Origin of the sequence: Rhodopseudomonas sp. G2_2311, from assembly GCF_047501505.1 — a bacterium.
GTDB classification, from domain to species: domain Bacteria; phylum Pseudomonadota; class Alphaproteobacteria; order Rhizobiales; family Xanthobacteraceae; genus Rhodopseudomonas; species Rhodopseudomonas palustris_H.
In genome coordinates this window covers 35,533-53,077 of the sequence record NZ_JAZDRK010000014.1, presented here as the reverse complement: position 1 = coordinate 53,077, position 17,545 = coordinate 35,533, and the positions used below count along the sequence as shown (strand labels likewise).

Annotated in this window: 13 protein-coding genes and 1 riboswitch; of the genes, 5 read left to right on the top strand and 8 right to left on the bottom strand. The window is 64.9% G+C overall.

All coding sequences use genetic code 11. The features are described 5' to 3' along the window. The first annotated feature begins 32 nt into the window (after positions 1–32). The 3 genes from htpG to VRZ08_RS17545 all read left to right on the top strand — a co-directional run bounded on the left by htpG (position 33) and on the right by VRZ08_RS17545 (position 4,971). Positions 33–1,919: a molecular chaperone HtpG gene (htpG, locus tag VRZ08_RS17555; RefSeq protein WP_107346342.1), complete on the top strand. Its 1,887-nt coding sequence runs from the start codon at positions 33–35 to the stop codon at positions 1,917–1,919. Positions 1,920–2,072: 153 nt separating this feature from the next. Next, positions 2,073–3,692: an outer membrane beta-barrel protein gene (locus tag VRZ08_RS17550; RefSeq protein WP_414533338.1), complete on the top strand. Its 1,620-nt coding sequence runs from the start codon at positions 2,073–2,075 to the stop codon at positions 3,690–3,692. Between the two features lie 85 nt (positions 3,693–3,777). Beyond that, complete coding sequence (locus VRZ08_RS17545; protein WP_264053720.1) at positions 3,778–4,971, top strand: ABC transporter substrate-binding protein; 1,194 nt, start codon at positions 3,778–3,780, stop codon at positions 4,969–4,971. A gap of 263 nt (positions 4,972–5,234) precedes the next feature. Here the strand turns inward: VRZ08_RS17545 and VRZ08_RS17540 are convergent, their stop codons facing one another. From VRZ08_RS17540 to VRZ08_RS17525, 4 genes are all read right to left on the bottom strand, one after another. Beyond that, entirely contained in the window at positions 5,235–5,627 is a 393-nt protein-coding gene (locus tag VRZ08_RS17540) for an MAPEG family protein (protein ID WP_107346339.1), read from the bottom strand. 67 nt (positions 5,628–5,694) lie between these two features. Continuing rightward, positions 5,695–6,783 (bottom strand): lipocalin-like domain-containing protein, encoded by a 1,089-nt coding sequence (locus VRZ08_RS17535; RefSeq protein ID WP_414533337.1) that lies wholly within the window; start codon positions 6,781–6,783, stop codon positions 5,695–5,697. Then, complete coding sequence (locus tag VRZ08_RS17530) at positions 6,773–9,238, bottom strand: FtsX-like permease family protein (RefSeq protein ID WP_414533336.1); 2,466 nt, start codon at positions 9,236–9,238, stop codon at positions 6,773–6,775. The genes VRZ08_RS17535 and VRZ08_RS17530 overlap by 11 nt, the downstream gene beginning before the upstream one ends. Then, positions 9,235–9,888: an ABC transporter ATP-binding protein gene (locus VRZ08_RS17525; protein ID WP_414533335.1), complete on the bottom strand. Its 654-nt coding sequence runs from the start codon at positions 9,886–9,888 to the stop codon at positions 9,235–9,237. The genes VRZ08_RS17530 and VRZ08_RS17525 overlap by 4 nt, the downstream gene beginning before the upstream one ends. Before the next feature lie 332 nt (positions 9,889–10,220). Between VRZ08_RS17525 and VRZ08_RS17520 the strand changes: the two genes are divergently transcribed. Then, on the top strand, positions 10,221–11,447 hold the full coding sequence (locus VRZ08_RS17520) for an MFS transporter (protein WP_414533384.1): 1,227 nt from the start codon (positions 10,221–10,223) through the stop codon (positions 11,445–11,447). 115 nt (positions 11,448–11,562) lie between these two features. Here the strand turns inward: VRZ08_RS17520 and VRZ08_RS17515 are convergent, their stop codons facing one another. Further along, a complete protein-coding gene (locus VRZ08_RS17515) occupies positions 11,563–12,783 on the bottom strand; it encodes an ABC transporter substrate-binding protein (protein ID WP_107357314.1) in 1,221 nt (406 codons plus the stop codon). A gap of 236 nt (positions 12,784–13,019) precedes the next feature. Here VRZ08_RS17515 and VRZ08_RS17510 point away from each other — a divergent pair, with 236 nt between their 5' ends. After that, the gene (locus VRZ08_RS17510) at positions 13,020–14,276 is read left to right on the top strand and encodes a hypothetical protein (protein ID WP_414533334.1); all 1,257 of its coding nucleotides are present in this window, start codon (positions 13,020–13,022) and stop codon (positions 14,274–14,276) included. Between the two features lie 29 nt (positions 14,277–14,305). Here the strand turns inward: VRZ08_RS17510 and VRZ08_RS17505 are convergent, their stop codons facing one another. From VRZ08_RS17505 to VRZ08_RS17495, 3 genes are all read right to left on the bottom strand, one after another. Further along, entirely contained in the window at positions 14,306–14,500 is a 195-nt protein-coding gene (locus tag VRZ08_RS17505; protein WP_414533332.1) for a hypothetical protein, read from the bottom strand. A gap of 171 nt (positions 14,501–14,671) precedes the next feature. Further along, the gene (locus tag VRZ08_RS17500) at positions 14,672–14,959 is read right to left on the bottom strand and encodes a hypothetical protein (protein WP_107346332.1); all 288 of its coding nucleotides are present in this window, start codon (positions 14,957–14,959) and stop codon (positions 14,672–14,674) included. Between the two features lie 171 nt (positions 14,960–15,130). Further along, positions 15,131–17,080 carry a TonB-dependent receptor plug domain-containing protein gene (locus tag VRZ08_RS17495; RefSeq protein WP_414533331.1) on the bottom strand — a complete coding sequence of 650 codons (1,950 nt, stop codon included), beginning with the start codon at positions 17,078–17,080 and terminating at the stop codon, positions 15,131–15,133. Positions 17,081–17,260: 180 nt separating this feature from the next. Next, a riboswitch (cobalamin riboswitch) is annotated at positions 17,261–17,464 on the bottom strand. Positions 17,465–17,545: the final 81 nt, after the last annotated feature.

Below are 17,545 nucleotides of genomic sequence, written 5' to 3'. Positions count from 1 at the left end.
ACATTCCTTCTCCAGGACCAGCGACATTCGCCATGACCATGACTGATACCGCCAGCGAGACGAAGCCGTTCCAGGCTGAAGTGGCCGAGCTTTTGAACCTGATGGTGCACTCGGTCTATTCCGAGACCGACATCTTCCTGCGCGAGCTGATTTCGAACGCGTCCGACGCGCTCGACAAGCTGCGCTACGAGTCGATCGCAAAGCCCGAGCTGATGGAAAAGGGCGGCGAGCCGAAGATCCGGATCATCCCGAAGAAGGCGCCCGACACCCTGACGATCGTCGACAACGGCATCGGCATGGATCGTCAGGAGTTGATCGACAATCTCGGCACCATCGCCAAGTCCGGCACCAAATCCTTCATCTCCAAGCTTACCGAGACCAAGGACAGCGCCGGCCTGATCGGCCAGTTCGGCGTCGGCTTCTACGCCGCCTTCATGGTGGCCGATAAGATCACCGTCACCAGCCGCCGCGCCGGCTCGAACGATGTGTGGACCTGGACCTCCGCCGGCGGCGCCGGCTTCGAGATCGCCCCTGCGTCCGAAGAGGCGGCAGCGCGGGTCGAGCGCGGCACCGAGATCGTGCTGCACCTGAAGCCTGACGCGTCGAAATATCTCGAAGACTGGCAGATCGAACGGATCGTCACCGAGTACTCGGACAACATCCAGTTCCCGATCGAGCTGGTGCCGGAAGAGGGCGAGCCGCGCCAGATCAATTCGGCCAGCGCGCTGTGGCAGCGCTCGAAGTCGGAGCTGAGCGAGGACGACTACAAGCAGGCCTACAAGCAGATCGCGGGCGCCTTCGACGAGCCGGCGATGACGCTGCATTATCGCGCCGAGGGCCGGCAGTCCTATGCGGTGCTGCTGTTCGCGCCGTCGACCAAGCCGTTCGATCTGTTCGAGCCGGAGCGCAAGGGCAAGATCAAGCTCTATGTCCGCCGCGTCTTCATCACCTCGGAAGCCGAGTTGCTGCCGCCCTATCTGCGCTTCCTGCGCGGCGTGATCGATTCCGAGGATCTGCCGCTCAACCTGTCGCGCGAGATGCTGCAGAAGAATCCGCAGCTCGCGCAGATCCGCACCGCGGTGACCGGCAAGGTGATCAGCGAGCTGGAAAGCCTCGCCGAGAAGAAGCCGGAGGACTTCACCAAGATCTGGGATTCGTTCGGCCCGGTGCTGAAAGAAGGCCTGTACGAAGACTTCGAGCGCCGCGAGAAGCTGCTGTCGCTGGCCCGCTTCACCACCACGGCCGGCGAGAAGCGCTCGCTGAAGCAGTATGTCGAGGCGATGAAGGAGAACCAGACCGAGATCTACTATCTGGTCGGCGACTCGCTGGAACGGCTGAAGTCCAACCCGAAGCTGGAATCAGCCACCGCGCGTGGCATCGAAGTGCTGCTGCTGACCGATCCGGTCGATGCGTTCTGGACCTCCGCGCAGCTCGATTTCGGCGGCAAGCCGCTGAAGTCGCTGAGCCAGGGCGACGTCAATTTCGATCTGATCCCGAAGCTCGAACAGGACCAGGACAAGGACACGAAGGACGAGACCAAGGCCGACGAGGCGACCGTGATCGCGGTGATCAAGGACGCGCTCGGCGATCGCGTCTCCGACGTCAAAGCCTCGCAGCGGCTGACGTCGAGCGCATCGTGTCTGGTCGCGGGCGGCATGGGTCCGGATCGCGAACTCGAGAAGCTGCTGGCGCGCGCCAACAAGGGCGCGGGCTCCAAGCCGATCCTCGAGATCAATCTGCAGCATCCGCTGGTCGCGACGCTCGGCGATACCAAGACCGACAAGGCGGAAGCCGCCGATCTTGCTTTCCTGCTTTTGGAGCAGGCGCAGATCCTCGACGGTGAACTGCCCGAAGATCCCGCCGCCTTCGCCAGCCGGCTCAACCGGCTGGTGCTGCGTGGCGTGGTTGCACATGGTTAGCAGCTAGCTAACAAACAGGGTTACCACTTTTTTAATCCCTGGCGCGCACTCTGCTCGGCGTCGTTGTGCCGAGCAGAGTGTGTTGCCATGAGTCGAGTCCTTGTTGCCGCTGCCATGCTCGCGACGGTAGTTTCGCCGGTCGCAGCGGCCGACATGCCGCGCTTTCCTCCGCTGATGCCGGTCGCACCGGTGTCGTGGAATTGGGCCGGCCTGTATTGGGGCGTGCATGTCGGCGGCAGCTTCGGTTCGTCGAGCTTCAGCGACCCTGCCGGCCCTGGTCTTTACGGCGGCAGCGTTCGCAGCCCGGCGGCACTTGCCGGCATCCAGGTCGGCTACAACTATCAGCCGAACGCAAATTGGCTGATCGGCGTCGAGGCCGATCTCAGTTCGATGAACGCCAAGGGCACCAACACCTGTATGGCGTCGTCGGGGTTATTCATTTCGTCCAATTGCCGCGTCCGCCAGGATGCACTTGCGACGCTGATCGGCCGTGCCGGATTTATCACCGGCCCCGCCGGCCGCACGCTGCTCTACGCCAAAGGCGGCGCGGCTTTCCTGAGTGAACGGCTCGACATCGCCGTCGGCTATCCGCTCGGCAATTCGACCGCCCTCGATGACGGTCGCTGGGGCTGGACCGTCGGTGCCGGCATCGAACGGGCGCTCGCGCCGGCCTGGTCGGTGAAGCTCGAATACAACTACGCCGATTTCGGCAGCCGTGACATGGCGACGCCGGGCAGCGAACGGCTGGTGCCAGGCGTCGGTCTTTTCGCCACGCCGCCCGGCACCAGCAAGGTCGAGCAGGACCTGCATGCGGTAAAGGTCGGCCTCAATTTGAGATTCGGCGGCGATGTCGACGCACGCTTCGACGACTATCATCTGCGCGGCACCCAGGCCGGTGTCGATGTCGTCGAGCGCGGCGCGGTCGAGGTCGGCGGTCGCGTCTGGTACAGTTCTGGGCGCTTCCAGAAGGATCTCGGCGCGACGGTCGATCAGGGCACTCAGAATGTCCTGATCTCGCGTTTGACCTATCAAAGCACCGCGGCATCGGGCGAGGCATTCGGTCGCGTCGATGGTCCCTACGATACCTTCCTCAAGGGCTTCGCCGGCGGCGGCACCCTGCTGAGTGGACATATGAACGACGAGGACTGGATCGCCCCTAAGCATATCCCCTATTCGAATACGTTGTCGGATCCGGTCAAGGGCAGCATCGCCTACGCGACGCTCGATGTCGGCTACACTCTCTTGCGTGGACCTGACCACAAATTCGGTGGCTTCGTCGGCTACAATTACTATCGCGAGAACAAATCGGCCTATGGCTGTGTGCAGACCGCGGGCGCTACGTCGCTGGTTTGCGCGCAGCCGATCTCGGCTACGGTTCTCGGCATCACCCAGAACGACACCTGGCACTCGCTGCGGGTTGGCCTGAACGGCGAGTTCGGGCTCGGCCGCGGGTTCAAGCTCTCGGCCGATGCGGCCTATCTGCCCTATGTGAAGACCTTCGGAACCGACACGCATCTGCTGCGGACGGATGCCTCCGATAAGGTCTCGCCCTCGCAGGGCATCGGGCAGGGCGTCCAGCTCGAAGCCATCCTGTCGTATCAATTGAACAGCGCTTTCAGCGTTGGCGCCGGTGCGCGGTATTGGGCGATGTGGGCGACCACCAACGCCTACACCAATATCTTCGGCACGGAGTGTCCCTGTCAGACCCAGCCGGCGCGCACCGAGCGCTATGGAACTTTCTTGCAAGCGGCTTACAAATTCGACGGTATCTAACGATTGCCACTGCTGAACAATCCGCTGGGCAGCGGCAATTTTCCTAACTAAGCTGCGCGCCAACCAAAACACTGGGAGGCACGCCATGAAACTCAAACTTCTTTCCGCCGCGCTCGCGGCGACTGCCCTCGTCGCCGTCACGCCGGCCTCGGCGCAGGGCGTCAAGATCGGCATTCTCAACGACCAGTCCGGCGTCTATGCCGACTACGGCGGCAAGTGGTCGCTCGAAGCCGCCAAGATGGCGGTCGAAGATTTCGGCGGCGAAGTGCTCGGGCAGAAGATTGAGCTTATCTCCGCAGACCATCAGAATAAGCCCGACAACGCCGTGGCGATCGCGCGCAAATGGTACGACGTCGACGGCGTCGACATGATCACCGAGCTCACCACTTCGTCGGTGGCGCTGGCAATCCAGGATCTGTCGAAGGAAAAGAAGAAGATCGACATCGTGGTCGGCGCCGCGACCTCGCGCATCACCGGCGATGCCTGCCAGCCTTACGGGTTCCATTGGGCGTTCGACACCCATGCGCTCGCGGTCGGAACCGGCGGCGCGCTGGTGAAGGCCGGCGGCGACACCTGGTTCTTCCTCACCGCCGACTACGCGTTCGGCTACGCGCTGGAGAAGGACACTAGTGAGATCGTGCTGGCGAGCGGCGGCAAGGTGCTCGGCTCGGTGCGGCATCCGCTGAATTCGTCGGACTTCTCCTCGTTCCTGCTGCAGGCGCAGGCATCGAAGGCCAAGGTGGTCGGTCTCGCCAATGCCGGCCTGGACACCGCCAATTCGATCAAGCAGGCCTCCGAATTCGGCATCGTCGCCGGCGGCCAGAAGCTGGCGGGTCTGTTGATGACGCTGGCCGAAGTGCACGGTCTCGGCCTCAAGGCGGCGCAGGGTCTGGTGCTGACCGAAGCCTATTATTGGGATCGCGACGACAAATCGCGTGAGTTCGCCGAGCGCTTCTTCAAGCGCACCAACCGGATGCCGAGCATGATTCAGGCCGGCACCTATTCGGCGACGCTGTCCTATCTGAAGGCGGTGAAGGCCGCCGGCACCAAGGACACCGATGCGGTGGCCAAGAAGCTGAAGGAACTCCCGGTCGACGACGCGTTCGCGTCCGGCAAGGTGCTGGCCAACGGCCGCTTCGTCCACGACATGTATCTGTTCGAGGTGAAGAAGCCAGAAGAATCGAAGAAGCCGTGGGATTACTACAAGCTGCTCGCCACCGTGCCGGGCGACAAGGCATTCCCCACCGCGGCCGAGAGCGGCTGCCCGCTCACCAAGTAAGCGCTTATCGGGCATCTGAAGCGAAGGCCGGCGCTCCGCAAGGGGCGCCGGCTTTGCCTTGAGTAGGTTGCGCCGAGCGTTGTGCGACCTCTCCCGCTTGCGGGAGAGGTCGGATCGCGTAGCGATCCGGGTGAGGGCACTCCTCTCAGCGATCGATAACTCACTGCCCGGGGCGCCCTCACCCCACCCCTCTCCCGCAAGCGGGAGAGGGAGCCGGCTATGCGCGGGTCAAGCCCGCGCATGACGTCCGTGACGCAGGATGTTCAAGCCCCCAACATCTGGTGCACCACGCCGTACACCGAACCGCCCCACAGAAAGGCGGTCGCCACCATCTGCACCGCAAAGCCGAGGCCGCGTTTCTCGGGGGCTTCGGCATAGCCCAGCATGTAGAGAATCCGCCCGATGATCCACACCGCGCCCGCCGCGGCCGCGAAGGCGTCGCTCAGATAGTACGCGAACAGCCACAGCGACGGCAGGAAGATCGGCATCCATTCCAGCGTATTGGCCTGCACGCGAAACACCCGCTCGAAATCCGGGTGGCCGGAAATCGCCGGCGCCTTGACGCCATACAGCATGCGCGCGCGCGCGACCTGCACCGAGGTGTAGAAATAGAACATCAACGCCAGAAGGGTGGCGATCGTGGTGTAATGAAACATCCAAGGGCTCCCAGACTAGGTTCGTTCTTGCCCGGCTTGATGGCCGCCGGTTGTGCGCAGCTTGAACTCAATATCCGGTCATCTCAAGATACCCGAAGCCGCTCCGGTTACCGTTGAACGCAATCGGCCCTTCCCAATACGGGAAGCTGGTCCCCATCCAGCTTTTCGGATTGAGCGGCGTGGTCTCGATCGCAAGGTCATGCCCGGCGACCGCCACGCGCCAGCGTGTCGGCACCTGGCGCGTCCCAATCGTGGTGACGCCGAGCGGTTCGAGCCGGATCTGATCCGGTGACAGCGGCATGGAGCGGCCGTCGGCGCCGATCCAATTGCCGGCGAAGTAATTGCTGCCCTCGCGCTGCCGCAGCCGAAACAGCATCACCTTCTCGCCGGAGGACAGATGCAGCGAGAACCAGTCCCAGCCGGTCTGGTCGGAAGCGAGCGGCTGGCTCGACCATTCGCGGTCCATCCAGGCCGATCCCTCGACCGCAATGGAGCGGCCGTCCTGCGTCAGCGTGCCGGAGGCGGTGAAATACGGCTGGCTGTAGTAGTACGACGCCTGACCGCGCTCGGACTTGCGCGAGTAGCCGTTGTCGCCCTGCAGCACCAGCGGCCGATCGGCACTCAGCCGCAATGCGTAGCTGAAATCGGTGCCGCGCGCGGTCACCGTGAGCGGCGACAGCTTCGCTGGCACCAGCGATGGATCGCCCTGCATCGCCCAATCGTCGATGACGGCTTTGAACGGCGAGGCCTCGACTCCCGACACGCCCACCCCGCCGCGCGAAAACTTCTCGGCGAAACGATGGATGTCGGCGCTGGTGACGGCGGCATGTGCCATCCAGATCTGCTGGTTGGCCCAACCGCTGCGTTGCGGGCCCGGCGTCATGGCTTGGCGGAACAGGGTCCACTGCGCCCCATAGGCGTTGCCGGCGGCATCCTTCAGATTGGCCGTGAGGTACCACCACTCGATCCGGAAATCCGGATGCGGACCATGATCGTCGGGAAACGCCAGCGTGCGGCCCGGCACCACAGGAGCAAATCCGCCGGCATCGCTGCCGAGGCCGGCAAAGCCCTGCGCCCATGCCCGCGGTGCGGCGAGAGATGCGGCAACAAGGCCGCCGGTGAAGATGCGGCGGCTGATCCGGCCTCTAGCGCTCATCGGCAAACACCTTCACCAGCCGCGCCGGCTGCATCCGCATCAGCTTCAGGATCGGCAGCGCCGCCGCCAACAGCGTCGCCAATAGAGCGACGCCGACCAGCTTGGCCAGTTCGAACGGAAATACCTCGAACGGCAGCCGCCAGCCGAACGCTTTGACGTTGACGACCGCGATCAGGCACCACGCCACCATCAGCCCGAGCGGCAGCGCCACCAGCGCGGTGATCGCCGCCATCGCCAGCGTCTTCGTCAGTTCGATCAGCGCCAGCCGGCGGCGGGTGATGCCGATCGCCCACAGCGGCGCGACCTGAGGCAGCCGCGAGGCACCCAGCGTCAGGAGGCTGGTCAGCAGCGCCACGCCGGCAATGCCGAGCGTGAAGGCGTTGAGCGCGGTGGTGACTGCGAAAGTGCGGCTGAAGATCTGCTTGGAGATCGCCTTCAGGGTCGACTGATCAGCGAGGCTGCGCTCCCCGAGCGCGAAGCTGCTGCGCAGGTCGGCGATCAGCGTGGGCACTTTTGCAGGATCGACCCGCAGCCCGAACCTGGTCTTGGCCACATCGGGAAAATGCGTCACCAGCGCGCCGAACGCGACGCCGAGTTGGCCGCGCGGATTGCCGTAGTCGGCATAGATCCCCACCACTTCGACCGGCCACGGGCCGCGGTCGCTCGGCACTACGATGCGGTCGCCGAGCTTGACGGCGAGCCGGCGCCACAGCTGTTCGCTGACCAGCGCCGCATCGCCGCGTGCGACGCGGTCCCAGACGTCTGTGGCGTGCTCGAGCAGCGGCCAGTGATCACGATAGGTCGCATCGTCGGCGAAGCCGATCAGCTCCACCGGCTGGCCCTGCAGCTTCACCTCGGCGCGAGCACCGGGCAGCATAGACCTGACTTCGGGACGTTCTTTCAGCCAAGCCCTGATCTCGGTCGCCTGCTGATCGGTGGCCGCATTGAGATAGACCTCCGCGGCGAGCCGGCCGTCGAGCCAGCGCTGGAAGGTGCGGCTGAAGCTCTCGACCATGGTGCCGACGCCGACATTGACGCCGAGCGCCAGCAGCAGCGCCATCAGCGCCAGCGACAGGCCGGAGAGCTGCAGCCGGCTGTCGGCCCAGAACCACGTCGTCAGCGGCCCGCGCGCCAGCTTTTCGCCGAGCGCCAGCACCAGCCCGAGGATCGCCGGCAGTCCGAGCGCGGCGCCGAGCAGGATCGCGGCCAGCACCGCAAAGCCCGACAGCAGGGAGTCGCCGAACCAAAGGAATCCGAAGCCGGCGGCGAACACCGCGAGCGCGGCTGCGCCCTGCACGATCAGCCAGTGATACTGCGCCTGCTGCCATGCGTAAGGCTGCGCGGCGGCGAGCACAGGAAGCCGTGCCGCCTTGACCAGCGCAGCGGAGGCCGCCGCGATGGTGCCGAGAATGCTGATGGCGATGCCGGCCAGCCACCACTCCGGCCGCAGCGACAGCTCGCCGGGAATCTGCGCGCCGTATAGACCACGCAAGGTGGCGGCGACGTCGGGCAGCAGCGTCGCGGCGATCAGATAACCGCAAACGAGCCCGATCAGGCCGGCAAGCAGGGCGATGAGACACAGCTCGATCACCATCACGGCATTGAGCTGCCGTGCCGAGGCGCCACAGGCCCGCAAGGTGCGGAGCATCGGGCGGCGCTGCTCGAACGCGAGCCCGATCGCCGAATTGACGATGAACAGCCCCACCAAAAATGAGAGCAGCCCGAAGGCGGTGAGGTTGAGGTGGAAGCTGTCGGTGAGGCGCTCGAGTTCAGTGGCGGCATCCGGCTGATCCAGCTGCAGTCTATCGCCGACAATGTCGCGCAGTGGCGGACGCGAACCGTCCTGCTTGCTGCCGAGCAGCAGCCGCGACAACCGGTCCGGCATGTCGAGCAGCTTCTGCGCAAGGCCGATATCGACCACCAGCACGCCGGGTGCGATCTCCGCCTGCGGCTTCAGCGGCGGCAGATGCTGGCCGTTCGGCAACTCGGGCGTGGCGCCTTCGGCCAGGCCGAATTCGCGCAGCGTCTCCGGCGCGATCAGCGTCTGGCCGGGCGGCAGGATGAAGCCCTGCAGGTCGCCGGTGCCGAGCGCCGGCGCGGTGCGGGCTTCGACCGGCAGCGACAGCGGCTCGACTCCGAGCAGCCGCAGCGACCGGCCGCTCAGCCGGATGGCGCCTTCGACCGCCGGCGATACTTGCCAGCCGGCGCGGCGCAGATCGACATAGAGTTGCTGTGCGAAGCTGCCGCCGTCACGCGCCACCAGCGTCGCGGTGCGGTTGCCGCCGAGCGCCGCGGCGGCGCGGTCGTAGCTCAGGCGCGCCTGCGCGTTCAGCGCCTGCACGCCGCTCCACAACGCAGTCGCTGAGATCAGCCCGATCGCCAAGGTCGCGAGCTGCATCGGATGCCGTCGCCAATGGCTCAGCAGCACGGCGAGGATCCACAGCGCGCGCCTCAATGGATCAGCCCCGCGTGCAGATGCACCCTGCGGTCGAGCATGCCGGCGAGACGTTCGCTGTGCGTCACCATCAGGAAGCCGCAGCCGGTGCGGCGGACCAGATCGGTGGCGAGCGCCAGCACGTCGTCGGCGGTTGCTTCGTCGAGATTGCCGGTCGGCTCGTCGGCGAGCAGCAGCAGCGGCTTGATCGCCAGCGCGCGGCCGATCGCAACGCGCTGCTGCTGGCCGCCGGAGAGTTGCTCCGGGTAGCGCTTCAGTAAGGCGCCGAGCCCGAGCCGCTCGATCAGCTCGCTGCGCCACGCCTCATCATGGCAGCCGGCGAGGCGGGCCTGGAATACCAGATTGTCGGCGACCGTCAGGCTTGGGATCAGATTGAACTGCTGAAACACCAGGCCGAGCCGCTCGCGGCGGAAGGCGGCGCGCTCGGCGTCCGGCATCGTCGAGATCGTCGCGTCGCCGAAAGTGATGGCGCCGCTGTCGGGTTGATCGAGGCCGGCGATCAGATGCAGCAAGGTCGACTTGCCGCTGCCGGATTCCCCGGTCAGCGCCACGCTCTCACCCGGCTGCACCGCGAGGTCGACGCCGCGCAGCACCGCAACGCGGTCCTGGCCGGACACATAGGATTTGGTGAGACCGGAGACGATCAGCATGGGCGCAGTCCGCGCAGCGTGGCGATCACAGCGCGTCGCACGCGCCGGCGCGATCCGGTCATTCTTGCCTTCCAGTCTGTCGTCATTGGCTTGGAGGATATGGGGCGCGGCGCCGACCACTCAAGACGACGCGCTGCTGCGCCGCAAACAAGGTTGCGATGCACGTAAGCGCGGCGGCAGCGAATCCTGGATTGCATTCGCGCGGGAACAGCGGCAGCATTGCAACAGGTTCGCACTAAGCGCGCCATCAAACACGATCCAGGGAGCACGCCGTGACCGCGCAGCCGACGCCGCAGGGTGCTTGGAGGATCACCTTCCTGCTGTTTCTCTTCATGGTGGTGAACTTCGCCGACAAGATCGTCGTCGGTCTCGCCGGCGTGCCGATCATGCAGGAGCTGAAGCTCTCGCCCGAACAATTCGGCCTGCTCGGCTCGTCGTTCTTCTTCCTGTTTTCGATCGCCGCGATCGTCGTCGGCTTCGTCGTCAATCGCGTCGAGACCCGATGGGTGCTGCTGGCGCTGGCGCTGGTGTGGGCGGTGGCGCAGTTTCCGATGGTTGGCGAAGTCTCGTTCGCCACCTTCGTGATCTGCCGGATCATCCTCGGGGCCGGAGAAGGACCGGCGTTCTCGGTCGCGGCGCATGCGATCTACAAATGGTTTCCCGATCATCAGCGCACGCTGCCGACCGCGATCCTGTCGCAGGGCTCGGCGTTCGGCGTGATCCTGGCGGTGCCGGCGCTCAACTGGATCATCGTCAATCACTCCTGGCACTACGCGTTCGCGGCGCTCGGCATTGTCGGGCTGATGTGGGCGGTGGCGTGGCTCGCGCTCGGCAAAGAAGGACCGCTGGTGCCGAGCCCGACGGTCGCGGCGGCCGAAGTGCGAATTCCCTACGCGCGGCTGCTGACCTCGCGCACCTTCATCGGCTGCGTGCTGGCGACCTTCGGCGCCTATTGGGCGCTGTCGCTCGGGCTGACCTGGTTCACCACCTTCATCATCCAGGGGCTGGGGTTCAGCCAGCATCAGGCCGGGCTGATCTCGATCACGCCGTGGGTGTTCGGCGCCTGCGTTGTTCTGTTCACCGGCTGGCTGTCGCAGCGGCTGATGCAGCGCGGCGTCTCCAGCCGGATGGCGCGCGGCGTGCTCGGTGCGGCCCCGCTCCTGGTCGGCGGCGCCATCATCCTGATGCTGCCCTATATCGATAGTCCCGTTGCGCAGATCGTCGCCCTGGTGGTCGGCTCCGGCCTGTGCGGCTCGATCTACGTGGTGTGTCCGCCGATGATCGCCGAGTTCGCCCCGGTGTCGCAGCGCGGCGCCGCGATCGCGATCTACGGCGCGCTGTACACGCTGGCGGGGATCATCGCGCCCTGGGTGATGGGCAGCGTGCTGCAGCACGCCAGTTCGCTGCTGCACGGTTACGTGGTCGGCTACGCCATCAACGGCGCGGTGCTGATCGTTTCGGGCATCGCCGGCCTGGTACTGCTGTGGCCGAACACCGAACGGTCAAGGCTGCTGCGCAGCGCCGAGCCGGTGTCTCTCGGACTGCGCAAGCCGGCTTGAGTTCGATCTCTGGCCAGCCGAGTTTCGGCGCCCTCACCACTTTAAATGATCCAACAACGGAAATGGCCGGGACGAGCCCGGCCATGACGTCGTTTATGTGTTGGGCTGCTGAGGCTTACTGGCTCGCTGCGTCGGTGTTGAACACTTCGCCTTCCGGCACCCAGCTCTTGCCGTCGAACCGCGCGATCTGCATCTGGGTGTAGGGCGCGTAGCGGTCAGGGCGGGTCGAGATCTTGATGCCCGGCAGCAGCAGCGGCGCCGCGGTCGGCTTGATGTTGGTGGCCTGCTTCAGCAAGTTGTCGCGGGTCAGGTTGTCGCCGCAGGCCTCCAGCACCTTCACGGTCATATAGGCCGAGATGTAGCCGGTGACGGTGGAGCCGTCGGCGATGTCGCCTTTCGGATACCACTTGGCGAGGAAGTCCTTGAACTCCTTGACGTCGGCATCGTTCTCGAACCGCGGGTCGGTCGGCGTCTTCGCCGCCAGTGCGGTCAGGAGGCCGGTGGAGGCTTCCTTGCCGGCGGGCTCGAGCACACCCTTGATCGAGCTCGACACGCTGACGACGAAGTTCAGCGGCTTCCAGTTCAGTTCGTGCACCTTGCGGATCGCCTGCGCGCCGAACTTCGGCGTCGCCATCGTGAACAGCGTGTCGGCGCCGGATGCCTTCAGTGCGACGATCTGGGAGTCGACGGTCGGATCGGTGACCTCGTAGGTGACCTCCTTGACGATCATGGTCTTGGCCTTGTCGCCAAGCCCGTCCTTCAGGCCCTTGACGTAGTCCTTGCCGGCGTCGTCGTTCTGCGAGAACACGCCGAGCTTGGCGTCGGGTTTGTTCTTCAACAGATACTTCGCGAAGATCATGCCCTCCATCTGGTAGGGCGGATACAGCTGCGTGGTCCATGGAAAGTTCTTCGGATCGTCCCACTTCGCCGCGCCGGTCGAGATGAAGATCTGCGGCACTTTCTTGGCGTTGAGATATTTCTGGATCGCCGTGTTGGTCGGGGTACCGATGGTGCCGATGATCGCCAGCACCTCTTCCTGTTCGACCAGCTTGCGGGTCTGCTCGACCGTCTTGGGCGGCGAATAGGCGTCGTCGAGGCTGATCAGTTTGATCTTGCGGCCGTTCACGCCGCCTTTGGCGTTGACCATTGTGTAGTACGCATCTTCGACGTGGCCCTGCACGCCATAGGCCGAAGCCGGGCCGCTATACGGCATGGTCTGGCCGATCTTGATCTCGGTGTCGGTGACGCCGGGGCCGTATTGTTTCTGGGCGAAAGCAGGCTGAGCTGCAGCGAGCGCGAGAGCGCTGGCCAGGAGGAGCGAGGTGCGAATGGACAAATGCGTTTCCTCTCGTTGAAAGCCGCACTCTGCGGTGCGGGCTGAAGGTCGATCGCCCGAGCTTGTTGTTTGCGGTGCGATCTTGCTTACGGTCTCACGAGAACCGCTGCGGTTCAATTGAATTACGTGGTGACGTAGCAGCGCAGGCCGCTCGCATCTGCACAAATTTCGTGAAGCGGACTAAGTGCTGCTAGACTGCCCTCCCGATCGGATCAGGGAGTATCAGTGGCGACGCGATGATTACTCCCGCACATCGCCGGCTGCGTGTGCTGCTGTCCGAGGGCGGCAGCACCTCGGCACGCCAGGCGATCACCGTGCTCGGCCTCGCCGGACATCACGTCGAGATTTGCGATCCATCGCCGCTATGCCTCGGCAGGTTCTCGCGCTTCGTGCGTGCGGTGCATCGCTGCCCGCCGCTGCGCCGCGATCCCGCCGGCTATCTCGGTTTCGTAACGGACCTGCTGGCGACGCGCCGGTTCGATGTGCTGTTGCCGATCCACGAGCAGGGCTTGGTGTTCGCCCGCGCGTCCGACCGCATCGCAGCGCAAACCGGCGTGGCACTGCCGCCGTATGCCAGCTACCGCACCGCGGTGACCAAGGCCGGCTTCAGCCGGTTGTTGGAATCGCTCGGTCTGCCGCAGCCGCCGACCCGGATCGTGACCTCGGAGGCCGAACTGCGGGAGGCGGCGCGCGCTCCCTGCGTGATCAAGACCTCGGTCGGCACCGCCAGCCGCGGCGTCTGGCGGGTGATCGATCAAGCGACGCTCGATCGGGCGGTGCGTGAGCTGGTCGCGGCCGATGGATTTGCCGGCGAGGTGTTGATGCAAGACTTCGTTGCGGGCCGGATCGAGCATGCCCAGGCGGTGTTCGATCGTGGCGCACTGCTGGCGCTGCACGCCTATCGACAGGTCGCATCAGGGGCGGGCGGCGGACCGGCGCGTAAGCTCAGCATGCGGAGCGATGAGATTCGTCAAGACGTCGCCACGATCGGCGCCGCCCTCCGCTGGCACGGCGCGCTGTCGTTCGATCTGATCCGGCCGGCGAACGATGCGCGGCCGCTCTATATCGATTGCAATCCGCGGCTGGTCGAGCCGATGAGTGCGCAGCTTGCGGGGCTCGACCTCGTCGATCTGTTGCTGCGCCTGTCCCTGGGCGAGCATCCGCCTGCGGCTGCGCCGTCGCGGGAGGGTGTTCGCAGCCATCTCGGCATGCAGGTGCTGCTCGGCTGCGCGCTGGGTGGTGGCACGCGGCGTGACGTGATGCGGGAGTGCGCGCGACTGATGCTGCGGCAGCCGCCTTATGCGGGCAGTGCCGAGGAGCTGACCCCCGCGCGGCAGGATTGGTGCAGTGCTGTGCCGGTGGCCGCAACGGCTTTAATCCTGCTCGGCCAGCCAAGTCGCGCCGCAGCGCTGGCGGCAAAAGGCTGGGGCGATCATCTGCTCGATGCGGCGGCGCTGGCGCGGATCGATCGAGGATTTGGTCAACAGGCTTGATGCGCCGACTCGTGCGTGGCGCCTGCCTGTTACAGATCCTTGGTATAGTCGTCGCGATCGCGGGACGGCGCGCAGATGTCGCCGGTCTCGTACAGATCATCGTCCGGGGCAGGCGCGGGATTCGGCGGCGTGGGCTTGGCTTCGCCTTTCCCCTCGTTATTGCCGGATTTCTTGTCGCGTTTGGGAGCAGCGGCCTTGGACCGCTTGCGTAGGAAGCCGATCATTGGCTCTCGGTTCCGTAATGGCCGGCGCGGGTGGTCCGAAGGCGCACACGCGGCCAGCGTTGTTGTCAGCTCAGTTCAACTGCGACGACCATCCAAGATTAGACTGGTTCGTCACAGCCCGCACGCAATTTTCGCATCGTGCGATGCCGCAGTGCGATGCGTTGCGTCGCGTCAGGTTCGCCGACCTGAGCTCTGCTGGTCGGCCAGCCATTCAGACAAGGGGCGCGGCTTGTCGTCTTCGACCTTCTTGGTGCCTCGCTTGGTGGGGGAGGCCGCCGTTCTGGTTCGCTTGGTCTTGCTCGATGTCGCCGATTGCGGCATCGCAGCTTCGCGGGCGAGCCGCAGAGCGCGCAGGCGCGCCATGTTGTCCAGGACCGCTTTTGCCGCGGCGTCGCGTTCGGTCTTGCCGCCGTCGCCTTCAGCGGCGCTGCCAGCGCGGTGATCGTCGTCGTTCGTCATTCTTCCAGTTCAATTGCATTCAATTCGGGAGGCGGCGTGATAGCACGAAAAAAGCCTCCGAACAGCCTTTCGGCATTCGGAGGCTCTTCGACATTGGTTTCGCGCATGAGCCCGTGTGCGGGGAACATGGCGTCCGCCGCCGACTTGTGCGGCGGCGGAGCGCGATGATCGCTAGTTGGTGACGCGGACGCCTGCGAAAGCGCCGAATCCGGGCTGCAGGAAGCCGACCGGCACCTCGTATTTCTTGTCGAACAGGTTGTCGATGCGGCCGAACACGGTGACGTGCGGATCGACCTCATAGCTCGCCGCCAGGTTCACGGTGGTGAACGACGGCGCGTCGAGCAGCGTGGTGCCGAACCGGTCGTAGTCGACCCACGAGCTGGTGTAGAGCACGGTCGCCGACACCGTGGCGCGCTCGACCGGATTCCAGATCGCCGCCATCGTCACCTTGTTGTCGGGACGCCGCCGCAGCTTCTGGTCGGTGGTCTGGTCAATGGCGTGCGTATAGGTGTGGTCGACCCGGAAGCGCAGCGTCTCGGTCGCCTGCCACGACACGAACGACTCGACGCCCGAGGTGCGCGCCATGCCGATGTTCTTGTAGCTGTAGCCACCGAGCGTGACGTCGTAACCGGTCGAGTTGATCAGATCGTTGATCTCGTTGTTGAAGTAGGTCGAACCGAAAACGACGCGGTTGGCGAACAGCGGCTGCTCGAAGCCGACGTCGTAGCCCTTGCTGGTCTCCGGCTTCAGCGCCGGGTTGCCGACTGTGGCATAGGCTGGATTGTTGACGTAGAGCTGGATCAGCGTCGGCGCCTTGAAGCCGGTGCCGTAGGTCGCCTTCAGCCGGGTCTCGAGGGTCGGCACGATGAACACCGGCGCGACACGCCAGGTCGAGTGCCCGCCGAAGCTGTCGTTGTCGTCGTAGCGCACGTTGGAGACCAGGAAGAAGTTCTTGGTGAACTCCGACTGCAGTTCGACGAATCCTGCGGTGTTGCCGGTGCGAGCATGGAGCGTCTTCTGCTGATAATTTCCGGCGAAGTCGTAGTCGCCGACCGAATTGGTCCGGATCGTCTCGTCCTGGCGTTCGGTGCCGACCACCAGTTTCTGCCCGTAGCCGACGTCGAGAACGCCCTTCCAGTCGAACTTGGTGCGTTCACCGGTGTACGAGCTTGGCGGCGAGATCCCGGCGGTACCGGTGATGAGGTTGGTAGTGAAATTTGGATTGGGATCGAACGTGCGGTTCCATTGGTTGCTGTAGCTGACCCCGAACGTGCTGGTGAAGTTGCCGAGTGGCGACCACACCGCTTCGCTGCGGGTTAGGAAATCGCGGCTTGCCATAGTGCTCTGCAGCGATGCAGGGAAAGAATTTGGATAGTTCGAATAATCGTCGCCGGTGAACCCTTTGTGAGCGTCGGTGTAGCGGGCGACGTAGTTGAAGGTGAGCTCGTCGCTGGCACGGACACCGAGCCGGGTCGAATAGGTCAGGTTGTCGTAGTTGTCGTTGTTGCGCTGCTGGCCCGGCGCCAGCAGATCGAGCGGCGTCACCGGCAGGCTGGTCGTGCGATAATGCGCGACGTTGAAGGCGTAGTCGAAATTGTCCTGCGAGCCGGCGGCGCGCGCGGTCTGGTTGAAGGTGCCGAACGAGCCGCCTTCGATCGAGCCGGTCAGCTTGGCAGGCCCGCTGCCGCGCTTGGTGACGACGGAGATCACGCCGCCGATCGCGTCCGAGCCATACAGACCGCTCTGCGGGCCGCGCAGCACTTCGATCCGCTCGATGTCGGAGGTCAGCAGATTGGCGAAATCATAAGCGCCGTTCGGCTTGCTCGGATCGCCGGCGTCGATGCCGTCGATCAGTACCTTGACGTGGTTGGAGTTGGTGCCGCGCATGAAGATCGCGGTCGAGCCGCCGGGGCCACCGGTGCGCACCACATTGAGGCCGGGGACCATGCTGAGCGCGTCGGCGGCGGTGCGCTGCTGATAGCGGGCGAGATCGTCCGCGGTGATCACGGTCACTGAACTGGCCACCTGCTCGCGCGGCGTTTCGGTGGCGGTGGCGCTGACCACGATCTCGGGCAGCACGTCCTGCGCGGCGGCAGGCGTGGTGAGCGAAAGTGCAGGCACCAGGATGGTGGAAGCGAGAAGCGCGCGTGAGAGTGCGGAGCAAGGCCGCGGCGCGGCGGGTCGGGATTGCATAAGGTTCAACCTCGGCTGACGTCTGTGGCACGTCACAGCGAACGAGGTCTCACCGAGCTTTTCGAAAGCGGTGAAGACAATGCCTGCAATTCCCGGCCGGCAACTTCGCGTGTGACCACGAATGACGGCAGGTCTCCTGGCTCGCAGTTGATCTTCCGTCGCCTTCCCAGGACCGAGGTTCCCAGTGGCATCCGACGAAAGACGATCCGCTTACAGTTGCGGGAACAGCTACGGCCTAGAACGCGAAAGTGTCTGCGTCCGCACCGTATTCCCTTTTCATCCCTCTCGGGAACCGTCATCGCCATTAGAAGTCGCGGAATTGGCGAGTCAATTCGCCCATGGCGGCGAACAGGTGCAATCGTGGTCGGATTGTGACGAGCTGTGACTTGCGTG

Bases quoted from the DNA above. Each gene is read 5' to 3' on its own strand.
- VRZ08_RS17510 (WP_414533334.1), top strand. From the start codon at position 13,020: ATGATTACTCCCGCACATCGCCGGCTGCGTGTGCTGCTGTCCGAGGGC.
- VRZ08_RS17520 (WP_414533384.1), top strand. From the start codon at position 10,221: ATGGTGGTGAACTTCGCCGACAAGATCGTCGTCGGTCTCGCCGGCGTG.
- VRZ08_RS17505 (WP_414533332.1), bottom strand. From the start codon at position 14,500: ATGATCGGCTTCCTACGCAAGCGGTCCAAGGCCGCTGCTCCCAAACGC.
- VRZ08_RS17550 (WP_414533338.1), top strand. From the start codon at position 2,073: ATGCCGCGCTTTCCTCCGCTGATGCCGGTCGCACCGGTGTCGTGGAAT.
- VRZ08_RS17540 (WP_107346339.1), bottom strand. From the start codon at position 5,627: ATGTTTCATTACACCACGATCGCCACCCTTCTGGCGTTGATGTTCTAT.
- htpG (WP_107346342.1), top strand. From the start codon at position 33: ATGACCATGACTGATACCGCCAGCGAGACGAAGCCGTTCCAGGCTGAA.
- VRZ08_RS17535 (WP_414533337.1), bottom strand. From the start codon at position 6,783: ATGAGCGCTAGAGGCCGGATCAGCCGCCGCATCTTCACCGGCGGCCTT.
- VRZ08_RS17525 (WP_414533335.1), bottom strand. From the start codon at position 9,888: ATGCTGATCGTCTCCGGTCTCACCAAATCCTATGTGTCCGGCCAGGAC.
- VRZ08_RS17545 (WP_264053720.1), top strand. From the start codon at position 3,778: ATGAAACTCAAACTTCTTTCCGCCGCGCTCGCGGCGACTGCCCTCGTC.
- VRZ08_RS17500 (WP_107346332.1), bottom strand. From the start codon at position 14,959: ATGACGAACGACGACGATCACCGCGCTGGCAGCGCCGCTGAAGGCGAC.